Below are 22,295 nucleotides of genomic sequence, written 5' to 3' on the forward strand. Positions count from 1 at the left end.
CTATCCTACTATTACATGATTGCTGCTTATTAATTAACGCCAGCTTTTTCAAGCACTTCTTCAATGCGACCAACAAGACGGAAAGCATCTTCCGGTACATTGTCGTATTTGCCTTCAAGAATTCCTTTGAAGCCTGCAACTGTTTCTTTAACAGGTACATAAGAACCTTTTTGGCCTGTGAACTGCTCGGCAACGTGGAAGTTCTGGGAAAGGAAGAACTGCACACGACGTGCACGAGAAACGACAAGTTTATCTTCTTCACTTAGCTCATCCATACCGAGGATCGCAATGATATCTTGCAGTTCACGATAGCGCTGCAATGTTTGCTGCACTTGACGTGCTACTTGGTAATGCTCTTCTCCAACAATTGCTGGGTCTAGTGCACGAGAAGTGGAAGCAAGCGGATCTACCGCAGGGTAAATACCTTGCTCAGAAAGCTTACGATCCAAGTTCGTCGTTGCATCAAGGTGTGCAAATGTTGTTGCTGGAGCCGGGTCTGTATAGTCATCCGCTGGTACGTATACCGCTTGGATAGATGTTACAGAACCTACGTTTGTAGATGTAATACGTTCTTGCAGCTGACCCATCTCTGTTGCAAGTGTCGGCTGGTAACCTACTGCAGATGGCATACGGCCAAGCAATGCGGAAACCTCAGAACCTGCTTGTGTGAAACGGAAGATGTTATCGATGAACAGAAGTACGTCCTGACCTTCTTGGTCACGGAAGTGCTCTGCCATTGTCAAACCAGTCAAGGCAACACGCATACGCGCTCCTGGCGGCTCGTTCATCTGACCGAATACCATTGCTGTTTTCGTAATAACGCCAGAGTCCTTCATCTCGAAGTACAAGTCGTTACCTTCACGTGTACGCTCTCCAACACCAGCGAATACAGAAATACCGCCGTGCTCTTGTGCGATGTTGTTGATCAATTCCTGGATTAGTACCGTTTTACCTACTCCGGCACCACCGAAGAGTCCAATCTTACCACCTTTGATGTAAGGAGCAAGCAAGTCAACAACTTTAATACCCGTTTCCAGAATCTGTGTTTCTGTTGCAAGATTCTCGAATTCTGGTGCTTCGCGGTGAATTGGATCTCTTTTGATTTCGCCTTGCATAGGCTCGTCCAAATCGATTGTTTCACCTAATACGTTGAAAATACGTCCTAGTGTAGCTTCTCCTACAGGCACACTGATTGCTGCTCCTGTATCCACTACTTCTTTTCCGCGCTGTAAGCCTTCTGTTGAAGACATCGCGATTGTACGAACACTGTCATCACCAAGATGAAGTGCTACCTCCAAAGTGAGGGTAGTCGTTTCATTTATTTGGACAACAAGTGCATTATAGATGGCAGGCAGGTGGCCGTTTGGGAAACGTACGTCCACAACCGGTCCCGTAACCTGTGTAATGATACCATTGCTCATCTGGAACCCTCCTATCTTAATCCTTATGATTGCAGCGCTGCCGCTCCGCCGACAATCTCACTAATCTCTTGTGTAATAGCTGCTTGTCGTGCACGGTTGAAGGTTAGCGTCAGATCATCAATTCGTTCGTTTGCATTGTCTGTCGCTGCTCTCATTGCTGTCATACGTGCTGCGTGCTCACTTGCTTTCGCATCAAGCAGGGCGCCGTAGATCAAACTCTCCGCGTACTGAGGCAGCAATACTTTTAGAATACCTTCTGCATCCGGTTCGAACTCGTACATGCTTTGTACAGAACGTCCGCTCTCCGGCGTAATATCTGTTAAAGGAAGCAGCTTCTGAGACGTAACTTCCTGAGAAATAGCGCTGTTGAAATGGTTGTAGAATAAGACCAATTCATCGATCTCTTCTTCTAAGAACATTTCTACAGCTTCGGATGCAATCTGCTTGATATCAGCAAAATCCGGCTGATCAGGCAATCCGATGATTTCTTTAGCGATCGGCAGGTTGTTCTTTTTGAAGAAGTCCCGGCCGAAACGACCTGCAGCAATCACCGTATATTCATCCGTTGAAGCGTGCTGGTGCTGAATTGTGCGGTAAACTTCTCGAATGACGTTGTTATTGTATCCGCCAGCCAATCCGCGATCGGCAGTGATAACAAGGTAACCCGTCTTCTTGACAGCCCGCGTTTGCAGCATGGGATGTGTCGCATCACCTGAAGCGGCGATTTGTGACACAACCTCCTGCATTTTTTCACTATATGGAACGAAAGCTTTCGCATTCTGCTCCGCTCGTGTCAGCTTAGAAGCGGATACCATCTGCATTGCTTTCGTTATCTGTTTAGTCTTTTTTGTAGAGTTAATTTTACTCTGAATATCTCTTAAGGATGCCAAGGCGCATGCAGCCTCCCTTCGCTAAGGAATACGTGCAGCATTCCGTTATTTATAAAGCATTATTTTACGACGAAAGTTTTCTTGAATTCCTCGATTGCACTGTTAAGCTTGTCAGAATCTGCTGGCTTACCAGTTTCACGGATGCCTTTCAGCAATTCAGCTTGATTTGCAGCGAACCATGTGTGGAATTCATTCTCAAAGCTCACGACTTGTTCTACCGGGATATCATCTAAGAATCCGTTAACCAATGCATAGATGATTGTAACCTGCTTCTCTACTGAAAGCGGCTGATGTAAGCCTTGTTTCAGTACTTCTACTGTACGAGCACCGCGGTTTAAGCGAGCTTGTGTAGAAGCATCCAAGTCAGATCCGAATTGTGCAAAGGATTCCAGCTCACGGAATGCAGCCAAATCAAGACGCAATGTTCCGGCAACCTTCTTCATTGCTTTGATTTGTGCAGAACCACCTACACGGGATACCGATAGACCTGGGTTAATCGCAGGACGTACACCGGAGAAGAACAGGTCAGATTGCAAGAAGATCTGTCCGTCTGTGATTGAGATAACGTTTGTTGGGATATAAGCAGAAATATCGCCTGCTTGTGTTTCAACGAATGGCAATGCAGTAATTGAACCGCCGCCTTTTGCATCGCTTAGCTTCGCTGCACGTTCCAATAGACGGGAGTGCAAGTAGAATACATCCCCTGGGAACGCTTCACGACCTGGAGGACGACGAAGAAGCAAGGAAAGCTCACGGTATGCTGCTGCCTGTTTAGAAAGATCATCGTATACGATGAGGACGTGCTTGCCGTTGTACATGAATTCCTCACCCATTGCAACACCAGAGTATGGTGACAAGTAAAGCAATGGAGCTGGATCAGATGCACCCGCAGCAACGACGATTGTATAATCAAGTGCGCCATGCTTACGAAGTGTTTCTACTGTTCCGCGGATTGTTGATTCTTTCTGACCAATTGCAACGTAGATACAGATCATATCTTGATCGTGCTGGTTTAGAATCGCATCGATTGCAACAGATGTTTTACCAGTCTGACGGTCACCGATGATTAGCTCACGCTGTCCGCGGCCGATTGGTACAAGCGCATCAATCGCTTTAATACCAGTCTGAAGCGGCTCATCTACTGATTTACGGTCCATAACACCAGGAGCTGGTGCTTCAATTGGACGAGTTTTGCTTGATTCGATTGGACCTTTGCCATCGATTGGCTGTCCTAGCGGGTTAACAACACGGCCGATTAGTTCGTCACCTACAGGAACCTGCATGATGCGACCTGTACGACGTACTTCGTCACCTTCACGGATGCCTCTGTATTCACCTAGAATAACAACACCAACGTTTGATTCTTCCAAGTTTTGTGCAAGTCCCATGACACCATTTGAGAACTCGATAAGTTCTCCGGACATTACATTATCCAGGCCATGGACACGTGCGATACCGTCACCAACTTGAATAACAGTACCTACATCACTTACTTCTATTTCAGTGTCATAATTCTCGATTTGCTGTTTAATCAATGCACTGATTTCTTCAGCTTTCATGCTCATGCGGTCTCACCTCTATCCTTATTTGCTCACATTTACTAAATTACGTTCGATACGTGTCAGCTTGTTTTTAATCGTGCTGTCGTAGATTGTATTGCCAATCCGTACTTTTAAACCGCCAAGCAGTGTCGGATCAACTTTGTTATCTATTGAAACAGCTTTTTTGCCGAGTTTTTGGGCGAATGTCTCAGCTACTGTCTGTTTCTCCGTCTCAGAAAGTGCACGTACAGAATAAACTGTTGCCTGGGCAGTGCCTTGGCTTTCGTCATACAAAGCTTGAAAGCTGTCTGCTACTTGAGGAATACTGTCAATTCGTCCAGCATCCAATAACAGCTTTAATGTATTGCGAACTTCGATGCTTCCAGCAGCGAAGCTTGTTTCAATCAATGTCTTCTTCTTATCCAAGCCAATCTTCGGCTCTGAAAGGAAACGGACAAAAGCAGCATCGTTCTGTGCCACTTGCTTCGCTGTGTGCAATTCGGATCGCACGCTCTCGACGATATCACGATTTACTGCTACTTCGAACAGTGCTTCTGCATATCGTTTTACAATTGTCACATCACGCATGGCTTATCGCCCCAATTCTTTCACATATTCACTGATAAGCTTGTCTTGATCTTCGGAAGAGATCTCCTTCTCGATGATCTTGCTTGCAATCTGAACGGAAAGGCTTGCCACTTGTGCTTGCAACGCTTGCATTGCTTTTTCCTTCTCGTGTGCGATATCTTCCACAGCGGCCTCTTTCAGACGCTCTGATTCACGTCGTGCTGCAGCAATAATATTTTCTTCCTGCTGCTGCCCGGCTTTTCTTGCTTCTTCTATAATAGCTTGTGCTTCCGCACGTGTTTGTTTTAATTCTTCTGCAGCTGTTTTCGTTGCTGCTTCAGCTTCCTTGCGGCTTGCTTCTGCCATATCAATCTCATTTGAGATGTATTCCTGGCGGTCCTGCATGACTTTTAATAATGGTTTCCATGCGAACTTCTTAAGAAGCGCCAGCAGGATGATAAAGCTGATAAGTTGAATCAACATGCTACCGATAGGTAATCCACCTACTGCAGCACCAATCGTAAGTGTTTGCAACTGTGCCACTCCTTTCGAGCTGAACTGTCATTTTCCCAAATCAATCGGGTTTTACAAAAAGAATGGCGAATATTCAAGATATAGAATTTCGCCATTCATTCAAATTATAGAGTACTTGCGATAGGTGAATTACATTACCATGAACGCGATAACTAGGGCGAAGATAGGGATAACCTCTACTAGTGCAACCCCGATGTACATTGTCGTTTGAAGTCTTCCAGCAAGTTCTGGCTGTCTAGCAATCCCTTCTACTGTGCGGCTAACGATTAGACCGTTACCAATACCTGCGCCTAGTGCGGCTAAACCAATTGCAATTGCTGCTGCTAATGAACCCATGTTAATTTCCTCCTTGTATTTAAAAACTGATTAATGTGCTTTTGAAACTTTGTGCGACATGTAAACCATTGTCAGCACTAGGAATATATAAGACTGAATTGTCCCGATGAATAAACTGAAGCCCTGCCATGCGATCATTGGCACAAATGCCGCAATCGTTGTGAATGGCGGATTGACGCCAGCTAGAGACTCCCCAATCAGAGATAACAATACTTCTCCTGCGAAAATGTTACCGAAAAGACGAAGTCCGAGTGTTAGTGTATTCGCCGCTTCCTCAATTAAATTCAATGGAAGCAGGAACGGCACTGGCCGGATATATCCTTTCAGATATTCTTTTCCGCCAAGAATCTTGACACCATAGAAGTTGGTGAGCAAGATGACCATCACTGATAATGTGAGTGTGGATGCTGCATCGGATGTCGGTGATTTCCACCAAAGGTCGTGACCTACAACAACCATGATGATGACACCAAGCATGTTACTAATAAAGATGTACATAAAGAGCGTTAAACCCAATGGCAGGAATTGCTTGCCTGTTTTCCAGTCCATTGCGTCGCCTATTACTTTCTTTACGAAGTCAACTAGCATCTCCATCACGTTCTGGAAAGCACGAGGTCTGCGCTGCAGATTCCTGCTGCCCAATACACAGATGATAAAGACGATAATAGAGGAGATGATGGTCATCAAAGATGTCGACAAGTTAAAGTCGAGCCATTCGATACCGAATGCATTATTCCACATTGGTGATCCGTGATTCAATTAATTTCACCTCTTTCATACTAGTCTTTTAAACTCGTGAAGAAACTATCTATAAAGATAATGATGTAGCCAGCAGCCAATCCAATTACTACTGCGATAAGATGGAAATAAGCGTCAAAACGCAGTGCGAGCATTACTGCAAGCACAGACGCTGCCATGCGGGAAAAGGTGCCTAAGGCAGGTATTCTGCCATGTGCTGCGACAGCTTCAGTGAACTGTCTGACTTTCCGTTGGAGAAGCCACATGGAGAAAAAACTGACTGAAGCTCCAAGAAACAAGCCGAGGAAAATGCGCTGGTACGGGGTAAAACCCGCTCCAAGCATCAAAAGTGCCAGTAAATATAGCATCCATTTGCATTGTCGTGCATGTATCATCTTATTGACCTGCTGCATTTTCATTACTCCCATGCGTGTAAGACGTACATTTACTGCTTATACTTATGTATGGAAAGCGGTAAATTCGTGAAGCTCTTGGATCGACCTGCAAACCACAAAGTACATATAATTGCTTGTCCACCATTATAGTCTTCTGCACTGGTACTTATACTGCTCTGTCTGGGCGCTGCGCGCAAACCACGCCACACACTTGAAGCAGATTACCCACCATGTGCAAGTTATAGAATACAATAGGGTTATTCACAGTGTCAATACAAGATTGTGAAATAACTTACAAAGTTAACAGAAACCTTACACGACAACATTGGATACGCTTCCACAAAAGTGGTTAAGGAAAGGTCTACCCGTATTAAACGCATAGGCCTTTCCCAATCATTATATCTGATATTGCGCACTTTATATATGACAATTTTGTGACACATGTTTCACTTGGCTGTACTATTTCATCCGCATCTGCTCTGACAAATAAAATGGCAGTTCTGCACTTACTACTTCTCCATCTACTGTTCGAAGCTGGATTAATGCCAGGTATGCACCTTCCCTGCCTGCCTTCTGTCTCGTCATCGTTCCCTTCAGCAGTCCAGGCTCTACTTGTTTCGCTGCTAACAGCCGTCTCTGATAGATTAGCGTATTCGGATCATACAAATCAATTTGCAGAGAAGCTGCTCCTTCAGGCAGGTAAATCTGATAACGATATTCCCCTCGTCTGGACAATGGCTTCCATTCCATCTCTAAGCCCATTGCCTTCGGGTTATCCGCTTGCTTTACGACAAATAAATATGGCAGATTTATTTGTTGTTCTCCAATATGAGCAGTTACATATCCTTGGTGAACACCTGATGACTGAATATCAGGATTGACAGAAATTCCAGCTCTTATTCGTTTCGTCTCATGCGGAGCTAATTCTAGCGGCATTGGCAGCTCCCAGCGAATTCCGGCAGTTGCTTTCGGCTGGTCAAAACGAATATCCTGTCTTGTGCTGCTTGCATTATAAACGGTCAGCTCATATTCGGACTTTTGCTTTGTATCAATCTTTCCAAAGCGAAGCAGTGGGTTCTCAATGATTACAGGAGCTTTGATCGCTTTCGCTGGCTGCATCTTGCCCATACCTTGCTCAATAGGTTTATAAAGACTTCCGTCTGGCTGCAGCAAAGGCTGTGCCGTTGTAAGCAATGCTCCTATTTGCTGTTCGTTCGTCCACTCTGGATGCGCTTCTTTTACTAGCGCCAAAGCTCCTGCCACATAAGGCGCTGCCATACTCGTTCCTTGCAGTGCCTGATAGCTCGAACCGGGCACCGTACTCCAAACCGGCGCGCCAGGGGCAGCAATCTCTGGCTTAATGGCCCAGTTACGTGTAACAGGGCCTCTGGAGCTGAAAGCGGCCATTTGATTTTGCAGCTCTATTTGCTTTGCATCTAACTGCACTGTTTTGTGGTTTTTCAAAAGCCACTGGCCATCCTGCTTGGTAACTGCTGCTACAGGAATGGTGATCGGTTCTCCCCCATCCTCAAGCGAGGCATTCAATGCTCCTGGCTGGTCGTTGTAAATTAAAACAGCTGCAGCATTCGCACGCTCTGCCATCCGAGCTTTTTGTGCGAAAGGTATCTTTCCGCGTTTGAATAACACAATGCTCCCAGAAGCATCCTTCAGCGTATGCTCACCTGTGCCAGCATCAATTACAGGCAGCGTGCGACGCTGCTTCCAAGGGATTGTCCCTTGAAGCGGCTGAATTGGAATCATCTTTTTGTAAAATCGTTCATATAATACAGCGGTTGTCTGCGGTGTTGTGACTGCTCCTACAGCTAAAGCCTTGGTAGCCGTAGCGGGAGACCCAACTGTCCAATTGGCTGGTCCTTCATTACCGTTAGCAGTTACAACACTAACACCTAGCTCCACTGCTTTATTGACGGCTAAACTGGTTGGCCAATCTGGACCGTTGACGGAGCTCCCGAGCGACAGATTAATAATATCCATCTTATCTTCCACTGCTTTTTCAATTGCAGCGATGACTTGAACCGAAGTACCTGTCCCTCCAGGTCCGAGCGCCCGGTAACTGTATATGTCAGCACCCGGTGCAATTCCTTTCATCTTGCCGTTAGCTCCAATAATGCCAGCAACATGTGTACCATGAATGGTAGCTCCTTCTTCTTCTGACGGCGTTTCCATCGGGTCCTCATCCCAATCCACCACATCAAAACCGCCTTTAAAGTTGGGTTTCAAATCTGGATGGTTGTAATCAATTCCAGTGTCAATAATGCCAACTTTAACGCCCTTACCAGTCACGCCTGCTGTTTTGGTGCCAAGAAAATCTTTTGTAACAAAAGGTATATCGACTTTCTTAGCTGTCGCTTTATACGTATGTACTTGATGTACGTTCAACAAATGGCTTTGCTGGGACAATTCTTGCAATTGATCTTCCGTTGCACGAAGCGCCAGCCCGTGAAACAACGTATCAAATTCCTCGACCACTTCAATAAATGGATAGTGCAATTCTACATAATCACGATAATCAGCAGCACTTCCATCCAATTCTACAATGACTGTTTGCTGTTCTGCTGCCTGCGCCGGTATCTGAAAGCTGATGATAAAAAATGATGCCAAAAAAAATAGGAACAAACGCTTCACAGGCTCTCCCCCTTTGTGCCATTAGCATGCACGAGAAAGAACCCACTATACAAAAAACCAGCTGAGATTAATCAGCTGGTTTAAAAAAAGCAGGTGGTTCCGTCTGGAAACCGAAATAATATTGGAGATATGTAGCAATGCGAACAGAAGCATCTCCATCACCGTATGGATTTGATGCTTTTGCCATCGCTTCGTGTGCTTCATCATCACGCAGCAAATGATCTGCCATTTTAAAGATATTATCTTCATCGGTACCGGCAAGTTTCAATGTCCCTGCATGGATACCTTCCGGCCGTTCCGTTGTATCACGCAATACCAAAACAGGTACTCCTAATGAAGGAGCTTCTTCCTGGACGCCGCCTGAGTCCGTTAATATCAAGTAAGAACGAGAAGCAAAGTTATGAAAATCAATTAACCCGAGCGGTTCAATCAGCTGAATCTGTTCATGATTACCTAAGATTCGATTCGCTATATCACGAACAGCTGGATTTAAATGCACCGGATAAACGATCATTGTGTCCGGATGTGCGTCTGCGATTCGTCTAATGGCAGTAAACATATGCTCCATGTTACCACCCAGATTTTCCCGCCGGTGTGCTGTTACAAGCACTAAACGCTTTCCAGCAGCTTGTTCTAAAATCGGATGCTCATAATGCGCATCTACAGTCGTGGACATCGCATCAATAGCTGTATTGCCTGTCACAGTTATTGATGTTGTGTTCTTGCCTTCATCAAGCAGATTCTGTCGTGCCTGGTCAGTTGGTGAAAAGTGCAGATCAGCAATGACACCTGTCAGCTGCCGATTAAGCTCTTCAGGGAATGGCGAATACTTATTCCAAGTACGTAAACCCGCTTCCACATGGCCAACCGGAATTTGGTTATAATATGCCGCAAGCGAAGCGGCAAAACTTGTTGTTGTATCACCATGGACGAGCACGATATCCGGCTTCACCTCCTGATAAAGCTCATCTAACCCTGCCATCACTTTTGTGGTGATATGCGTAAGGCTTTGACGCGCTTTCATAATATTTAAATCATAATCAGGTGTAATGCCGAATATAGTAAGTACTTGATCGAGCATCTCTCGCTGCTGCGCCGTAACCGTAACAATTGTTTCAAATTGCTCTGTCCGTTTTTGGAGCTCAAGGACGAGTGGTGCCATCTTGACCGCTTCAGGACGTGTCCCAAAGACAAGCATGACTTTCTTCTTATTTGGTACCATACAAACGGTCCCCAGCATCTCCTAGACCTGGAACGATATAGCCATGATCATCAAGCTTCTCATCCATCGCAGCTAAATAAATATCTACATCTGGATGTTCTTTCTGAATCACTTCTACACCCTCAGGTGCAGCAATCAGGCACATCAAGCGAATTTGTTTCGCACCGCGTTTTTTCAAGGAATGAATCGCATCATTCGCAGATCCGCCTGTTGCAAGCATTGGATCGATGACAATCAATTCACGTTCTTCAATATCAGAAGGGAGTTTGATGTAGTACTCCACCGGCTGCATCGTCTCTGGATCACGGTACATGCCGACATGGCCAACACGCGCTGCAGGAATCAGACGCAAGATACCTTCTGTCATACCAAGACCAGCACGCAAGATAGGCACAAGTCCAATCTTCTTCCCTGCAAGTACTTTCGTTTTCGTTTCAACGACAGGTGTCTGAATTGTTGTCTCTTCCATCGGCAGATCTCTCGTAATCTCAAACGCCATTAGCGCCGCGACCTCATCAACCAATTCACGGAATTCCTTCGTACCTGTATGCTTATCACGTATGTACGTAAGCTTATGCTGAATTAATGGATGATCTAAAACAAAAACATTACTCATTTCCGAACACTCCCTCTAAAAATATTCAAATCTTTACTAGTATACAGAAGATAAAAGCAAAAGAAAAGAGGGACAAGGGAAAGCAGTGTTAGACAGTAACAATAAAAAGAGCCCTTTTTTTCCTTTTGCTTTTGACTTTAAAAAAACACCCAAAAAGTTAAGTATTACGTTAACTTTTGGGTGTCCTTAAAAACTTATTAATTCGTGCAGCTACGAAATGGCTGAATGACTGCTGCTTCAGCCTATTCTTCTCTTACTTATAAAGCGGGAAACGATCAGCCAGTGTTTTGACACGGCCTTTAACTTCTTCTAGTTTTGCTGCATCTTCATGATGTTTTAGTGTATCTGCGATAATGCTGGCAAGTTCATCCATTTCTTCAAGCTTGAAGCCGCGCGTCGTAACGGCTGCTGTTCCGATGCGGACACCGCTTGTGATGAATGGTCCTTCTTGGTCAAATGGAATGGTGTTTTTGTTCGTTGTGACGCCAACTTCATCCAAAGCATGCTCTGCATCTTTGCCAGTAAGACCAAGTTTGCTAACATCCAAAAGAAGCAAGTGATTGTCTGTTCCGCCAGAAACAAGACGCACGCCTTCTTTTGTTAAACCTTCCGCAAGACGCTGTGCATTTGCAACGATTTGCTGTGCATATGCTTCAAAATCATTATCGAGGATTTCTTTAAAGCTCATCGCTTTTGCTGCGATAACATGCATCAATGGACCGCCCTGCATAGCTGGGAATACCGCTTTGTCTATTTGTTTCGCGTACTTTTCTTTTGTAAGAATCATACCGCCGCGAGGTCCGCGCAATGTCTTATGTGTTGTTGTCGTTACAACATCTGCATAAGGAACTGGCGTTGCGTGCACACCGGCCGCAATTAGACCCGCAATATGCGCCATATCAACCATAAGGTAGGCACCAACTTCATCTGCAATCTCACGGAATTTCGCAAAATCAATTGCACGCGGGTATGCACTTGCACCAGCTACAATCATTTTTGGCTTTACTTCAAGCGCTTTAGCACGAACAGCTTCGTAGTCCAGCTGCTCTGTTTCCTGATCCACACCATACTCAGTGAAGTTATACAGCTTACCACTGAAGTTCACCGGGCTGCCGTGTGTCAGATGACCGCCGTGACTGAGGTTCATACCAAGAACTGTATCGCCTGGTTCCAAGAAGGCGAAATAAACTGCCATGTTTGCTTGTGCACCAGAGTGCGGCTGTACGTTGACATGCTCTGCTCCGAAAATTTCCTTCGCTCGGTTGATTGCTAGATTTTCTGCTACATCAACATATTCACAACCGCCATAGTAGCGGCGGCCCGGATAGCCTTCCGCATATTTGTTCGTTAGTACGGAGCCTTGCGCTTCCATCACAGCCTGTGATACGAAGTTCTCAGATGCGATCAGCTCGATTTTATCGTGCTGGCGCCCTCTTTCGTCTTCCATAGCTTTAAATAGTTCTGGATCATTCGCTTGAATATGTTTCATTGAAACATGCCTCCTCGTGTATGGTTGATGTATGTCGTAGCCGGTGTTAGTCAGGGTACACAGCTCTTACGCCGCCAATTAGTTTAGGTCTTGTATAAGCTGTATTGACACGGGCACCGCCAATGAATCGCTGCTGTAATCGAAAAGGCACTGCAACTGACTTCAAATGCATTCCAATCATCGTCTCTCCGATATCAATTCCGGCATGCGCCTGAATGTCTTCAACCAATACCGGATCCTGAAACTGCTTGTAGGCGTACGCAGCCATAGAACCTCCGGCTTTTGCAACAGGTATCGCGGAAACTTCGGTCAAACCGTATTGCCGACTGATTTGCTTCTCTACTACAATAGCACGATTTAAGTGTTCACAGCACTGAAATACGAGATTTATATGCGTTTCTTTTTGCAGCCATTCCAGCTGCTGGTAAAGCAGATTGGCAATTTCCGTATTTCCGGCGCTGCCAATTCTCTCTCCAGCCACTTCGCTTGTTGAACAGCCAATCAGAAACAAATCCCCTGCGTGCAAGTGTCCACAAGAGGCAAGCTCCTGAACAACGGATTTTATATGATCTGCGATTGCTTTCATGTACACCCTTCTCTTCTTACTTGTTTTCGTAATCTGTAATTTTGTTTACTCGATTTTGATGACGCCCAGCTGTAAAGTCTGTGCCAATCCACGTTGAAACAATTTCACGAGCCAAACCAGCACCAATAACACGCTCTCCCATTGCAAGTATATTGGAATCATTATGCTCCCGTGTTGCTTTGGCACTGAAAACGTCATGTACAAGCGCTGCACGAATACCAGGTACTTTATTTGCCGAAATACTCATACCAATACCTGTACCGCAAATAAGAATACCGCGATCAAATTCACCGTTTGCTACTCTCTCTGCTGCGGGAATGCCGTAATCCGGATAATCAACAGAACCTTCACAATCACATCCTGTATCTACATACTCAACACCTAGTTCCGTCAAAAGGTCTGCTATTTCTTTACGAAGATTTACTCCACCGTGGTCTGATGTTAGAATTACTTTCATTTTCTTCATCCTTCCTTCCGAATTCCGCGTGATGCACGGATGTTTGTTGTGTAAATTGGAATTGCTTTAATTGTTCTCTGAGCGTACCTGCTTGTTCTTCGAGTGATGCAGCCAAGTTCTCCAGGTTGTGCATAACAGAAGCTTGTTCTTGTACAGAGGCACTTACTTCCTGCGCTCCGGCTGATGCCTGTTCTGCCAGCTCTGCTACATCTTTAGACTGCCCTGTTACCGAAGCAATTTCTTCTTTTTGCTGCTGTGTGAGCTTGCCAATTTCCTCAATCGAAGAAACAACCTGTCCAATCGCAGCTGTCATCTCTTCCATCACAACACTGCTCTCCGAACCTTTTTCTGCTTCGGTTCGCGTCAGCGCCAACTGTTCATCAATTTCCGTTACAACTTGACCGATGTTTGACTGAATTTCCTTGATGTTCCCTGTAATATCTTGGGCTGCTTGTCTGCTTTCATCAGCAAGCTTTCGTACTTCGTCGGCTACGACGGCGAAACCTTTCCCCTGTTCTCCAGCTCGAGCTGCTTCAATGGAAGCATTGAGTGCTAACAGGTTGGTCTGTTCCGCTATGTCGCTGACGAGACGGATGATTTGTTCAATTTCGGAGGCATTCTTTTCGAGCTGCTTTACATTCCCAATTGAATGCTCCTGCTTTTCCGAAATACGCCGAATACCTTCTACCAGTTCCATCACAACAGATTGGGAACTGTGCAATTTGCCAACCATGCCATTAGAAAGATTCTGGGACTGATCTGTCTTCCTGCGAACTTCCTCTGACATAGTTGTCGCATTATCGAGCGACCGGACGATTTTGCCGACAGCACCTGAAGTTGATTGAGCTCCTTCGGCCATTGTCTGCATAATCCCGTCAATCTCAATCACTTTTTCCGATGCCGTCATTGTCTCGGTCTGGATTTGTTTGGCGTACTGGTCATTTGCTTTTGCATTTGCATCAATATCACGGATCATTGATTTGAGGTTGTGCATCATTTTTTGGAAGGCACGTGAGAGCGCACCAATCTCATCATTAGAAGGAACAACTTCCCATTCGCCTTCTAAGCTGCCCTCAGCCGCTCTCGTAGCAACCTTCTCTAAATCCTTTAGCGGTTTCGTAATGAAACGCGCTGCAGAAAACGCTAAAATCCCTGTCCACAATACACCTAAAAATAAAGTGATAAGCACAAGTACGGCTGCATCGACATTCCAATACTGCTGCACAAAGGGATGTACGATATAAATGAAAACGGCACTCACGCTGTACGTGACCAATGCAAGAACTGTGGCGAAAATCGCTAGTTTAAAACGCAAGCTAAAGCTTTTCATGACATGAACCAGCCTCCATGCTGATAATTTGGTATGAGAGTCTTTTTACCTACTTCTCATTGTGAATCTTTTCTGCCAATTTATCAACATAGAATTCCAATTCCTTCAAGGTTTCTCGATACACATTCACCGAACGGCCAAAAGGATCCATGATATCTGAAGCTGGCATTGCAGTCTCCAGCTCCTGAATATGTGCGACTTCTCGCTCGTGCGCTTTCATAAATTCACTTTGGAATCGGTTCGGATCACCTTGATAGCCGCTTGCAAAATGGACGCGTTTTGTTTCTAAGTCCGCATATGCTTCTTGCAGCAGCTTCCAGGAGGCACCTGCATCCTCTGAAGCGAATTCAGGCAACGTATAAAGCTTTCCTGCAGTGTGTGGGTATTGCTCCAGCAGCAGCTGTTTGTGTTGTTCTGTCATTGTCAGAATCAAGTCAGCCCATTCCACGCGCTCTCTTGTAACAGGCTTGGATTGATGACCGAACAAGACGCCGGCTTCTTCCATAACAGTTACCGCTTGGTGAGAAGCAGCTGAACCATCGCTGGCAAAAATACCCGCAGATTGTACTTCCACCTGCGGAAGCCGCTTCCGTACAAGTGCTTCAGCCATTGGGCTTCTGCATGTATTGCCGGTACAAACGAATAGTAATTTCATTGAGAATTCTCCTTGCTTTTAAAATGGTGCTAGCATTAGTATACAACAGGAAAGACTATCTTACATGCTTCGATATATGGAACTTGTCTAACAAGTAAAACTATCAATATTTTATATTTGGCGATAAAAAAAAGACGCACCTAATGGATACGTCTCCCTCGTTACATACTGCCTGTGGCTGCCTTTTCCAGTCGGTTCATGATGGCAGCTCCAACATCTTGTTTTGGAAAGCTTTCACATAAAATGACGGATACATCTGATTTCTTGAAATGCCGCAATGCATCATATAAATGCTCTGCTACAGTAGCAAGGTCCTTACTCGTACCGCAAACTTGAACCCGCTCACTATCCAGCGTTGCCGCCAGTTCTTCTGTCGCAATGATGCCGACTTTTTCTCCGGCTTCTGTTAGCTTATCCGCTTGCTGCTGCATATTCTCTTTCACTAAGTACAGCGGTGCTTCTGGGGCATAATGCGTGTATTTCATACCTGGTGCTTTCGGTTTTTCCTTCTGCTCCCCTGCAAGGCCTGGATCAATCATTACTGTCCCAATTACTTTTTGAATTGCTTCTGCCGTCACACCACCTGGCCGCAAGATGACTGGTACAGCTTCCGTACAATCTAATACGGTAGACTCCAAGCCAATACCTGTTGGTCCGCCGTCCATAATGCCGGCAATTCGTCCATTCAGGTCATGCACAACATGCGCTGCTTTGGTGGGACTTGGGCGCCCAGATATGTTCGCGCTTGGAGCAGCAATCGGAATAGCTGCTTCCTCCAACAGTCGCAATCCTACTGGATGGCTCGGTATGCGAATACCAATTGAATCAAGACCTGCACTGACATTCGGTGCCACAGTTCCCTTACTTTTTAGGATAAGTGTGAGCGGACCAGGACTGAATGCCTCCAACAGTTTATACGCTACATCTGGAACCTCTTCAACAAGGTTCTCGAGCTGATTTATATTCGCCACATGAACAATCAGCGGATTATCGGAAGGCCGTCCTTTGGCTTCAAATATCTTCCGGACAGCTTGTTCGTTTGTTGCATCTGCACCAAGACCATAGACAGTCTCTGTTGGAAAAGCGACAGCTTCCCCTTGTTTAAGGAGAGCGGCAGCTTCGCTCATTGCTTGTTTATCGAAAGACTGCTCTGACACAGTCCAATGCTTCGTTTCCATCATGAATCAAATACTCCTTCTCCTATATATCACTATGAGCTATGATACCACAGAGAAAGCTATTCCCCAATGTCAGAGCGTTTTCTCCCACCAGCCTTGCTTCGCTTCAAAACCGTATAGCGAGATGAGCTGATCAAGTGTCTTATGGTGGCTGATCAGCCGCAGATGGCTTGCTTCACGGCGTCTTGCTTCCATGCTGGCAAGTTCCATACACGCTAATATGACGGTGCCGTTTGCCGGCGGCTTTACATACATGGAATGGACACGCAATGCCTGTTCGTCTTGTTCCAGACAGAAAAATGCGCGCCATCCATCATTTGTTTCCAAAACGTAGCCTTCTTCATATAACTTCTGCTGTTCTTGTTCCCATCGTGGCAAACTGTCCCCAAAAAAAGCTTCCAATTGCGTCAGCTCGAATGCTTGAGCTGGTATCAACTGCATACTCATTCCTCCTGTCAGATTCTAGTTAATAGATTATATGAACTGGAGGAACAAGATATGATTCTAGCTGAACCATTCTAATAGAAAGAACTTTACTTTTGGTTTTTCCTCTTTTGGCGGTTCTTCTGCTGCGATGTCCATTGGTTCTGCATCTGCATTTGTCTCTGCTTCTGCTACACTCGTCCCGCTAGAAAAATCCAAGAAACATAAAGGCGGAAACAAAACACACCACCAGTTCTCGCCTTCCCCTTCCCCTAGTGTGATTAAGACTGCTTCATACTGCCCCGCCGGGTACAAGTAAGTTCCGTAAAGCTTCGCTGGAAACGAAATATCTTCACTGTATTTCACGTTAAATTCCTGGCTCTTTCCTTGCTCATTAAGAACACGTGCTACTATTTTCTTGATTTCTGGCAGTTGTTCTTCAATGATTTCTCGCGCTTCTTCAATATCTGAAATATCCCGTACCCACTCGTTAATTTGTTTGTTCACTTCATCCCGAATCAAACGCTTCAGCTGCTGATCTGCTTCTGAATCACTATTGGCCAAAATACGAAGCCGGATTGCTTCATCTGGAATTTGCTTTACTGCCTGCGAATTATTGCTCACTTGTGCCTCTGTACTAGTACCTGGATAGAAGATATATAAAAATAAAAGGACGATTGCGAATAGAGATAATAAAAGCTTCTTCATACGATAACCTCTTTTCTTTTGGTTGTTGGTAACAGTATGAACAAGCTAGATCGTTTTAAACCTATGAATCTAGTTTTCGGTATAAAAAAAAGAAATGTGCTTTTGCACAATTCCTTCTTTATTGTTCTATCCAAGCAAACACCATCCGGTCTTTGCCATTTATATCTTTTCGTACTTCCACTTCAGCAGCAGGGAATCTGTCCTGCAATAACGTTTGGACTGCTTCTCCTTGCTGCCAGCCAATTTCAAAGCCGACAACAGCTGGGAAGGCAAGCACATCCGGCAAACCTTGAACAATCGCCTTATAAGCGGCCAGCCCCTTGTCGTCAGCAAATAAGGCGATTGTAGGGTCAAAATATTTCACTGTATCTGCCATCTGGGCCTTGTCTGCTTCATCAATATAAGGCGGGTTGGAAACGAGTACATTCACCTTTTGATTCAGCTGGTGAACGGGCTCCAAGTAACTTCCTTGCTTCACAGTGATGGAGGCACCGAGTGTCTTGCTATTGCTCTTAGCAACGAGCAAGGCACGTTCTGATATATCGGTTGCAATGACGTTAGCAGCAGGAAATGCTAACTTTAAAGAAGTCGCGATAATACCGCTGCCTGTGCCGATGTCAGCTATTGTCAGCTGCTTTCCGGGAAGTCGCTCTTGTATCATTTTTTCTATGCCCAAAACAAGTTCCTCTGTTTCGGGTCTTGGTATCAGTACATCACGATTCACATAATAACGACGACCAAGGAATTCTTCTTCTCCGGTAAGATGCTGCAGCGGAATTCCTGTGTTCACATGCTCTTCCAAATCCTTTCGAAAAGCAGCATAAAGAACAGGATCCACTTTATCCCGCAGTTTCATCAGAAGCTCCGTTTTTTTGATGCCTAAGTGATAGAGCAGTAACAGCTCTGCTACTCGCTCTTCACGCTGATGGACTTGCAGGAAGCCAGCCGCTTCTTTCAGCGCCTCCATGATAGTAGGTGTTTGGTTGTTATTCTCCAATTTGCTCAAGCTTCTTCGCCTGCTCTTCCATTATTAAAGCATCAATCACTTCATGAAGCTTTCCTTCTAGAATCTGGTCGAGCTTTTGGATTGTAAGACCAATACGGTGATCTGTTACACGGTTTTGCGGGAAGTTGTACGTTCGGATTCGTTCAGAACGGTCACCAGAACCGACAGCCGATTTTCGTGCATCATCATATTCCGCTTGTGCTTCCTGCTGGAACTTATCATAAATACGTGCGCGTAAGATTTTCATCGCTTTTTCTTTGTTCTTGATCTGGGATTTCTCATCCTGCATGGACACAACAATACCAGTCGGCATATGTGTTAATCGCACAGCAGACATTGTCGTGTTAACGCTCTGTCCTCCAGGGCCGCTGGAAGTGAATGTATCAACGCGGATATCTTTATCATGGATATCTACTTCCACTTCTTCTGCTTCTGGCATAACAACCACCGTTGCTGTCGATGTGTGGATTCGGCCGCCAGATTCTGTTTCTGGTACACGCTGCACACGATGGGCACCGTTTTCATATTTTAGGTTGGAATAAGCATTTGCACCGTTGATCATGAAGATGATCTCTTTATAACCGCCTACACCAGTAGTTGTTGCTTCCATCATCTCTGTCTTCCAGCCTTGGGCTTCTGCAAATCTGCTGTACATACGATAAAGATCGCCGGCGAACAGCGCTGCTTCATCTCCGCCTGCTGCTCCGCGGATTTCCATGATAACGTTTTTATCATCATTCGGATCTTTCGGCAGCATTAGAATACGCATTTGCTCTTCTAATTCCGGAAGACGAGGAGATAACTCGGAAATTTCAGCTTTGGCCATTTCCAAGATGTCTGGATCTTTCTCTTCGGCAAGCATTGTTTTCGCGTCTTCAACTTGTTCACTAATATCTTTGTACTCGCGATAAGCTTGTACAACGTCCGTCAAGCTTGCTTGCTCTTTGGAAAACTCACGCAATTTTTTTGTATCACTGATCACATCTGGATCGCTTAACAATTCGTTCAGTTTATCGTAACGGTCTACTAATGCTTGTAAACGGTCTAGCATATCGACACCTCTTTCTTTGCTTTATTATAGCTTCTCCCCTGGAGCCTAGCAATCGCTGCAAGAATCGCTTTGTCATAGCGGCGGATTGCTGTGGCACCTGCGGCAGACAGGATAATACGAATCGTTGCCGCCAATTTGAATCTGGTCGCCTGTATACACAGGTTTTCCATTACCATCCACCCGCAGATTCATTGTGGCTTTACGCGCACAGAACCAGCAAATTGTCTTCATTTCTTCAATCTTATCCGCATAAATCAGCATATAGCGGCTGCCTTCGAATAATTCATTCTGAAAGTCATTTTTCAGTCCAAAGCCCATGACAGGAATATCAAATGTATCTACAATTTCGGCAAGCTGAAGCACGTGCTCTTTGTTTAGGAATTGCACTTCATCAATCAAGACACAATGCGGCGTCGGCTCCTGGTTTTTAACGTATTGCAAGATGTTTGTCTCTTCAAAGATCGGAATTGCTTTGCGGCGCAATCCGATACGACTGGAAACATAGCCGACTTCATCTCTTGTGTCGATACCTGAAGTGAAAATAAGGACGGACTTATTCTGCTCTTCGTAGTTATTGGCTACTTTTAATATTTCAATCGATTTTCCGCTGTTCATCGCGCCATATTTGAAAAATAGTTGTGCCATGTCATTTCTCCTTGTCAAATAAAAAAGATAGTGCAGCTGCACACTATCTTGATCTATACTATATCAAAACCATTTATGTAAATCTGGATGGTCAGTGTACATAAGGCTATTTAAATTGGTTATAAAGCAGAAAAAACAGGCAAAGGGTGTTTGCCTGTTTTCGTCATATCTTAAGCTATTAGCCCAAGTTGTATTTCTTCTTGAAGCGATCTACGCGGCCGCCAGCTTTGTCAGCTTTTTGTTTACCAGTATAGAACGGGTGAGAAGCTGAGCTGATTTCCACACGAATCAATGGGTAAGTGTTGCCATCTTCCCATTCAATTGTTTCGTCGGAAGACTGAGTAGAACCTGTCAAGAATTTGTAGTCAGAACTAGTATCTAGAAATACAACTTTGTTATATTTCGGATGGATTTGTTCTTTCATACGTTAAGCACTCCTTTTTGCCCTGAATCCTTTGGAAACAGAGTTTATTGTGAGAGACCGATAACTGTCGTGAAAGCTCACATAACGTGATTATAACAGTCCGATAATCCCATTGCAAGAGGAAATCACTGTAATCAGGCGCGCTTGTTCGTGCCTTTTCGCTTCATATCTTCTTCCATATTTGCGAGAAATTCCTCGTTATTTTTCGATTGCTTCAGACGGCGCAAGAAGCGGTCTGCAAAGTCATGCGAATCCTGCATCGTTTTGCGAATCGCCCACATCTTATCAAGCTGTCCTTTTGACACGAGCAGCTCCTCTTTTCTCGTACCAGAGCGTACCATGTCGATTGCCGGGAAGATACGTCGCTCTGCCAGAGAACGGTCCAGATGCAGCTCCATATTCCCTGTACCTTTAAACTCCTCATAGATAACATCATCCATACGTGAGCCTGTATCAACAAGTGCTGTCGCCAAGATAGTAAAGCTTCCGCCTTCTTCAATGTTACGAGCCGCTCCGAAGAATCGTTTCGGACGGTGGAATGCAGCAGGGTCAATACCGCCGGACAGCGTACGTCCGCTTGGCGGAATTACTAAGTTATAAGCACGTGCTAATCGTGTAATACTGTCCATAAGTACAATAACGTCTTTCTTATGCTCCACAAGACGCATCGCGCGTTCAAGTACAAGCTCTGATACTTTGATATGATTTTCCGGTACTTCGTCAAAAGTAGAGCTAACTACATCAACATCCGGGTGTACGGAACGTTCAATATCTGTTACTTCCTCCGGGCGCTCATCTACAAGCAAGATGATTAATTTAGCATCTGGATGATTCGTTGTAATGCTGTTGGCAATCTGTTTCAAAAGCATCGTTTTCCCTGCTTTTGGCGGCGCAACAATCAAACCACGCTGCCCAAAACCTACCGGCGTCATCAAATCAATAATCCGCGTGGAGACTTTACGTGCTTCCGTTTCCAGGTTCATATGCTTATCCGGATATAAAGCCGTCAGTGCTGGAAAATGCACACGTTCCTTCGCTACTTCCGGATCTTCATTGTTTACTGCATCAACATGAAGCAGACCATAATAACGTTCGTTTTCTTTTGGCGGACGAACTTTACCAGAAACCTTGTCTCCGTTACGTAAATCAAAACGGCGGATTTGCGACGCACTAATATAAATATCTTCTGCACTTGGCGCATAATTAATCGGTCTTAAGAATCCGAAACCTTCGGAAGGGATGATTTCTAAAATACCATCCATGAAGAGGAATCCGTCTTTCTCTGCTTGCGCTTTTAAAATCGCAAAAATCAGTTCACGTTTCGTTAACTTTGCATAATAGGAAACACGGTATTCGCGAGCCATCGCGTATAAATCTTTTAATGTTAATGTTTCTAGATGAGAAATCGATAGTTCAGCCACAAAATCACCACACCTA

At 45.0% G+C, this 22,295-nt stretch carries 24 protein-coding genes; all 24 read right to left on the bottom strand.

Annotation, left to right across the window (positions count from 1 at the left end; all coding sequences use genetic code 11):
- Window positions 1-29 precede the first annotated feature (29 nt).
- A complete protein-coding gene (gene atpD / locus KS242_RS14305) occupies window positions 30-1,421 on the bottom strand; it encodes a F0F1 ATP synthase subunit beta (RefSeq protein ID WP_217321948.1) in 1,392 nt (463 codons plus the stop codon).
- Window positions 1,422-1,444: 23 nt separating this feature from the next.
- Window positions 1,445-2,311, bottom strand: a complete 867-nt coding sequence (gene atpG / locus KS242_RS14310) for an ATP synthase F1 subunit gamma (RefSeq protein ID WP_217321949.1) — start codon at window positions 2,309-2,311, stop codon at window positions 1,445-1,447.
- A 59-nt stretch (window positions 2,312-2,370) separates the two neighbouring features.
- Window positions 2,371-3,876 (bottom strand): F0F1 ATP synthase subunit alpha, encoded by a 1,506-nt coding sequence (gene atpA, locus KS242_RS14315; protein ID WP_077307128.1) that lies wholly within the window; start codon window positions 3,874-3,876, stop codon window positions 2,371-2,373.
- Between the two features lie 18 nt (window positions 3,877-3,894).
- Entirely contained in the window at window positions 3,895-4,440 is a 546-nt protein-coding gene (locus KS242_RS14320; RefSeq protein WP_217321950.1) for a F0F1 ATP synthase subunit delta, read from the bottom strand.
- Between the two features lie 3 nt (window positions 4,441-4,443).
- Window positions 4,444-4,953, bottom strand: coding sequence for a F0F1 ATP synthase subunit B (gene atpF, locus KS242_RS14325; RefSeq protein WP_254391722.1), 510 nt, complete (start codon window positions 4,951-4,953; stop codon window positions 4,444-4,446).
- A 129-nt stretch (window positions 4,954-5,082) separates the two neighbouring features.
- On the bottom strand, window positions 5,083-5,289 hold the full coding sequence (atpE, locus tag KS242_RS14330; RefSeq protein WP_217321951.1) for a F0F1 ATP synthase subunit C: 207 nt from the start codon (window positions 5,287-5,289) through the stop codon (window positions 5,083-5,085).
- 30 nt (window positions 5,290-5,319) lie between these two features.
- Window positions 5,320-6,048, bottom strand: coding sequence for a F0F1 ATP synthase subunit A (gene atpB / locus KS242_RS14335; RefSeq protein WP_217321952.1), 729 nt, complete (start codon window positions 6,046-6,048; stop codon window positions 5,320-5,322).
- Window positions 6,049-6,068: 20 nt separating this feature from the next.
- Window positions 6,069-6,440: an ATP synthase subunit I gene (locus KS242_RS14340; RefSeq protein ID WP_217321953.1), complete on the bottom strand. Its 372-nt coding sequence runs from the start codon at window positions 6,438-6,440 to the stop codon at window positions 6,069-6,071.
- Between the two features lie 441 nt (window positions 6,441-6,881).
- Window positions 6,882-9,068: a S8 family serine peptidase gene (locus KS242_RS18225; protein ID WP_217321954.1), complete on the bottom strand. Its 2,187-nt coding sequence runs from the start codon at window positions 9,066-9,068 to the stop codon at window positions 6,882-6,884.
- A gap of 67 nt (window positions 9,069-9,135) precedes the next feature.
- Complete coding sequence (gene wecB, locus KS242_RS14350; RefSeq protein WP_217321955.1) at window positions 9,136-10,290, bottom strand: non-hydrolyzing UDP-N-acetylglucosamine 2-epimerase; 1,155 nt, start codon at window positions 10,288-10,290, stop codon at window positions 9,136-9,138.
- The gene (gene upp, locus KS242_RS14355; RefSeq protein WP_217321956.1) at window positions 10,277-10,906 is read right to left on the bottom strand and encodes a uracil phosphoribosyltransferase; all 630 of its coding nucleotides are present in this window, start codon (window positions 10,904-10,906) and stop codon (window positions 10,277-10,279) included. The genes wecB and upp overlap by 14 nt, the downstream gene beginning before the upstream one ends.
- A gap of 253 nt (window positions 10,907-11,159) precedes the next feature.
- A complete protein-coding gene (gene glyA, locus KS242_RS14360) occupies window positions 11,160-12,395 on the bottom strand; it encodes a serine hydroxymethyltransferase (RefSeq protein WP_217321957.1) in 1,236 nt (411 codons plus the stop codon).
- A gap of 46 nt (window positions 12,396-12,441) precedes the next feature.
- A complete protein-coding gene (locus tag KS242_RS14365; RefSeq protein ID WP_217321958.1) occupies window positions 12,442-12,981 on the bottom strand; it encodes a TIGR01440 family protein in 540 nt (179 codons plus the stop codon).
- A gap of 16 nt (window positions 12,982-12,997) precedes the next feature.
- Entirely contained in the window at window positions 12,998-13,438 is a 441-nt protein-coding gene (rpiB, locus tag KS242_RS14370) for a ribose 5-phosphate isomerase B (RefSeq protein ID WP_217321959.1), read from the bottom strand.
- Complete coding sequence (locus KS242_RS14375; RefSeq protein ID WP_217321960.1) at window positions 13,392-14,768, bottom strand: methyl-accepting chemotaxis protein; 1,377 nt, start codon at window positions 14,766-14,768, stop codon at window positions 13,392-13,394. The genes rpiB and KS242_RS14375 overlap by 47 nt, the downstream gene beginning before the upstream one ends.
- 49 nt (window positions 14,769-14,817) lie before the next feature.
- On the bottom strand, window positions 14,818-15,423 hold the full coding sequence (locus tag KS242_RS14380) for a low molecular weight protein arginine phosphatase (protein WP_217321961.1): 606 nt from the start codon (window positions 15,421-15,423) through the stop codon (window positions 14,818-14,820).
- A 161-nt stretch (window positions 15,424-15,584) separates the two neighbouring features.
- Window positions 15,585-16,601: an L-threonylcarbamoyladenylate synthase gene (locus tag KS242_RS14385; protein ID WP_217324178.1), complete on the bottom strand. Its 1,017-nt coding sequence runs from the start codon at window positions 16,599-16,601 to the stop codon at window positions 15,585-15,587.
- A gap of 72 nt (window positions 16,602-16,673) precedes the next feature.
- Entirely contained in the window at window positions 16,674-17,042 is a 369-nt protein-coding gene (locus KS242_RS14390; RefSeq protein WP_217321962.1) for a hypothetical protein, read from the bottom strand.
- Window positions 17,043-17,105: 63 nt separating this feature from the next.
- Window positions 17,106-17,732, bottom strand: a complete 627-nt coding sequence (gene spoIIR, locus KS242_RS14395; RefSeq protein ID WP_217321963.1) for a stage II sporulation protein R — start codon at window positions 17,730-17,732, stop codon at window positions 17,106-17,108.
- Between the two features lie 118 nt (window positions 17,733-17,850).
- Window positions 17,851-18,738, bottom strand: coding sequence for a peptide chain release factor N(5)-glutamine methyltransferase (gene prmC / locus KS242_RS14400; RefSeq protein ID WP_254391723.1), 888 nt, complete (start codon window positions 18,736-18,738; stop codon window positions 17,851-17,853).
- The gene (prfA, locus tag KS242_RS14405; protein WP_217321964.1) at window positions 18,719-19,789 is read right to left on the bottom strand and encodes a peptide chain release factor 1; all 1,071 of its coding nucleotides are present in this window, start codon (window positions 19,787-19,789) and stop codon (window positions 18,719-18,721) included. Before prfA ends, prmC begins: the two co-directional genes overlap by 20 nt.
- Window positions 19,790-19,861: 72 nt before the next feature.
- Window positions 19,862-20,434, bottom strand: a complete 573-nt coding sequence (locus tag KS242_RS14410; protein WP_217321965.1) for a thymidine kinase — start codon at window positions 20,432-20,434, stop codon at window positions 19,862-19,864.
- Between the two features lie 178 nt (window positions 20,435-20,612).
- Entirely contained in the window at window positions 20,613-20,858 is a 246-nt protein-coding gene (locus KS242_RS14415; RefSeq protein ID WP_077307090.1) for a type B 50S ribosomal protein L31, read from the bottom strand.
- Between the two features lie 134 nt (window positions 20,859-20,992).
- Window positions 20,993-22,279 carry a transcription termination factor Rho gene (gene rho, locus KS242_RS14420; protein WP_217321966.1) on the bottom strand — a complete coding sequence of 429 codons (1,287 nt, stop codon included), beginning with the start codon at window positions 22,277-22,279 and terminating at the stop codon, window positions 20,993-20,995.
- Window positions 22,280-22,295: the final 16 nt, after the last annotated feature.

Origin of the sequence: Terribacillus sp. DMT04 (assembly GCF_019056395.1) — a bacterium.
GTDB classification, from domain to species: Bacteria; Bacillota; Bacilli; order Bacillales; family Amphibacillaceae; genus Terribacillus; species Terribacillus aidingensis_A.

Bases quoted from the DNA above. Each gene is read 5' to 3' on its own strand.
- KS242_RS14385 (WP_217324178.1), bottom strand. From the start codon at position 16,601: ATGGAAACGAAGCATTGGACTGTGTCAGAGCAGTCTTTCGATAAACAA.
- upp (WP_217321956.1), bottom strand. From the start codon at position 10,906: ATGAGTAATGTTTTTGTTTTAGATCATCCATTAATTCAGCATAAGCTT.
- spoIIR (WP_217321963.1), bottom strand. From the start codon at position 17,732: ATGAAGAAGCTTTTATTATCTCTATTCGCAATCGTCCTTTTATTTTTA.
- rpiB (WP_217321959.1), bottom strand. From the start codon at position 13,438: ATGAAAGTAATTCTAACATCAGACCACGGTGGAGTAAATCTTCGTAAA.
- KS242_RS14320 (WP_217321950.1), bottom strand. From the start codon at position 4,440: ATGCGTGATGTGACAATTGTAAAACGATATGCAGAAGCACTGTTCGAA.
- prfA (WP_217321964.1), bottom strand. From the start codon at position 19,789: ATGCTAGACCGTTTACAAGCATTAGTAGACCGTTACGATAAACTGAAC.
- KS242_RS14380 (WP_217321961.1), bottom strand. From the start codon at position 15,423: ATGAAATTACTATTCGTTTGTACCGGCAATACATGCAGAAGCCCAATG.
- atpA (WP_077307128.1), bottom strand. From the start codon at position 3,876: ATGAGCATGAAAGCTGAAGAAATCAGTGCATTGATTAAACAGCAAATC.
- KS242_RS14410 (WP_217321965.1), bottom strand. From the start codon at position 20,434: ATGGCACAACTATTTTTCAAATATGGCGCGATGAACAGCGGAAAATCG.
- KS242_RS14375 (WP_217321960.1), bottom strand. From the start codon at position 14,768: ATGAAAAGCTTTAGCTTGCGTTTTAAACTAGCGATTTTCGCCACAGTT.
- atpD (WP_217321948.1), bottom strand. From the start codon at position 1,421: ATGAGCAATGGTATCATTACACAGGTTACGGGACCGGTTGTGGACGTA.
- KS242_RS14340 (WP_217321953.1), bottom strand. From the start codon at position 6,440: ATGCAGCAGGTCAATAAGATGATACATGCACGACAATGCAAATGGATG.
- glyA (WP_217321957.1), bottom strand. From the start codon at position 12,395: ATGAAACATATTCAAGCGAATGATCCAGAACTATTTAAAGCTATGGAA.
- KS242_RS14365 (WP_217321958.1), bottom strand. From the start codon at position 12,981: ATGAAAGCAATCGCAGATCATATAAAATCCGTTGTTCAGGAGCTTGCC.
- wecB (WP_217321955.1), bottom strand. From the start codon at position 10,290: ATGGTACCAAATAAGAAGAAAGTCATGCTTGTCTTTGGGACACGTCCT.
- KS242_RS14390 (WP_217321962.1), bottom strand. From the start codon at position 17,042: ATGCAGTTGATACCAGCTCAAGCATTCGAGCTGACGCAATTGGAAGCT.
- KS242_RS14415 (WP_077307090.1), bottom strand. From the start codon at position 20,858: ATGAAAGAACAAATCCATCCGAAATATAACAAAGTTGTATTTCTAGAT.
- atpE (WP_217321951.1), bottom strand. From the start codon at position 5,289: ATGGGTTCATTAGCAGCAGCAATTGCAATTGGTTTAGCCGCACTAGGC.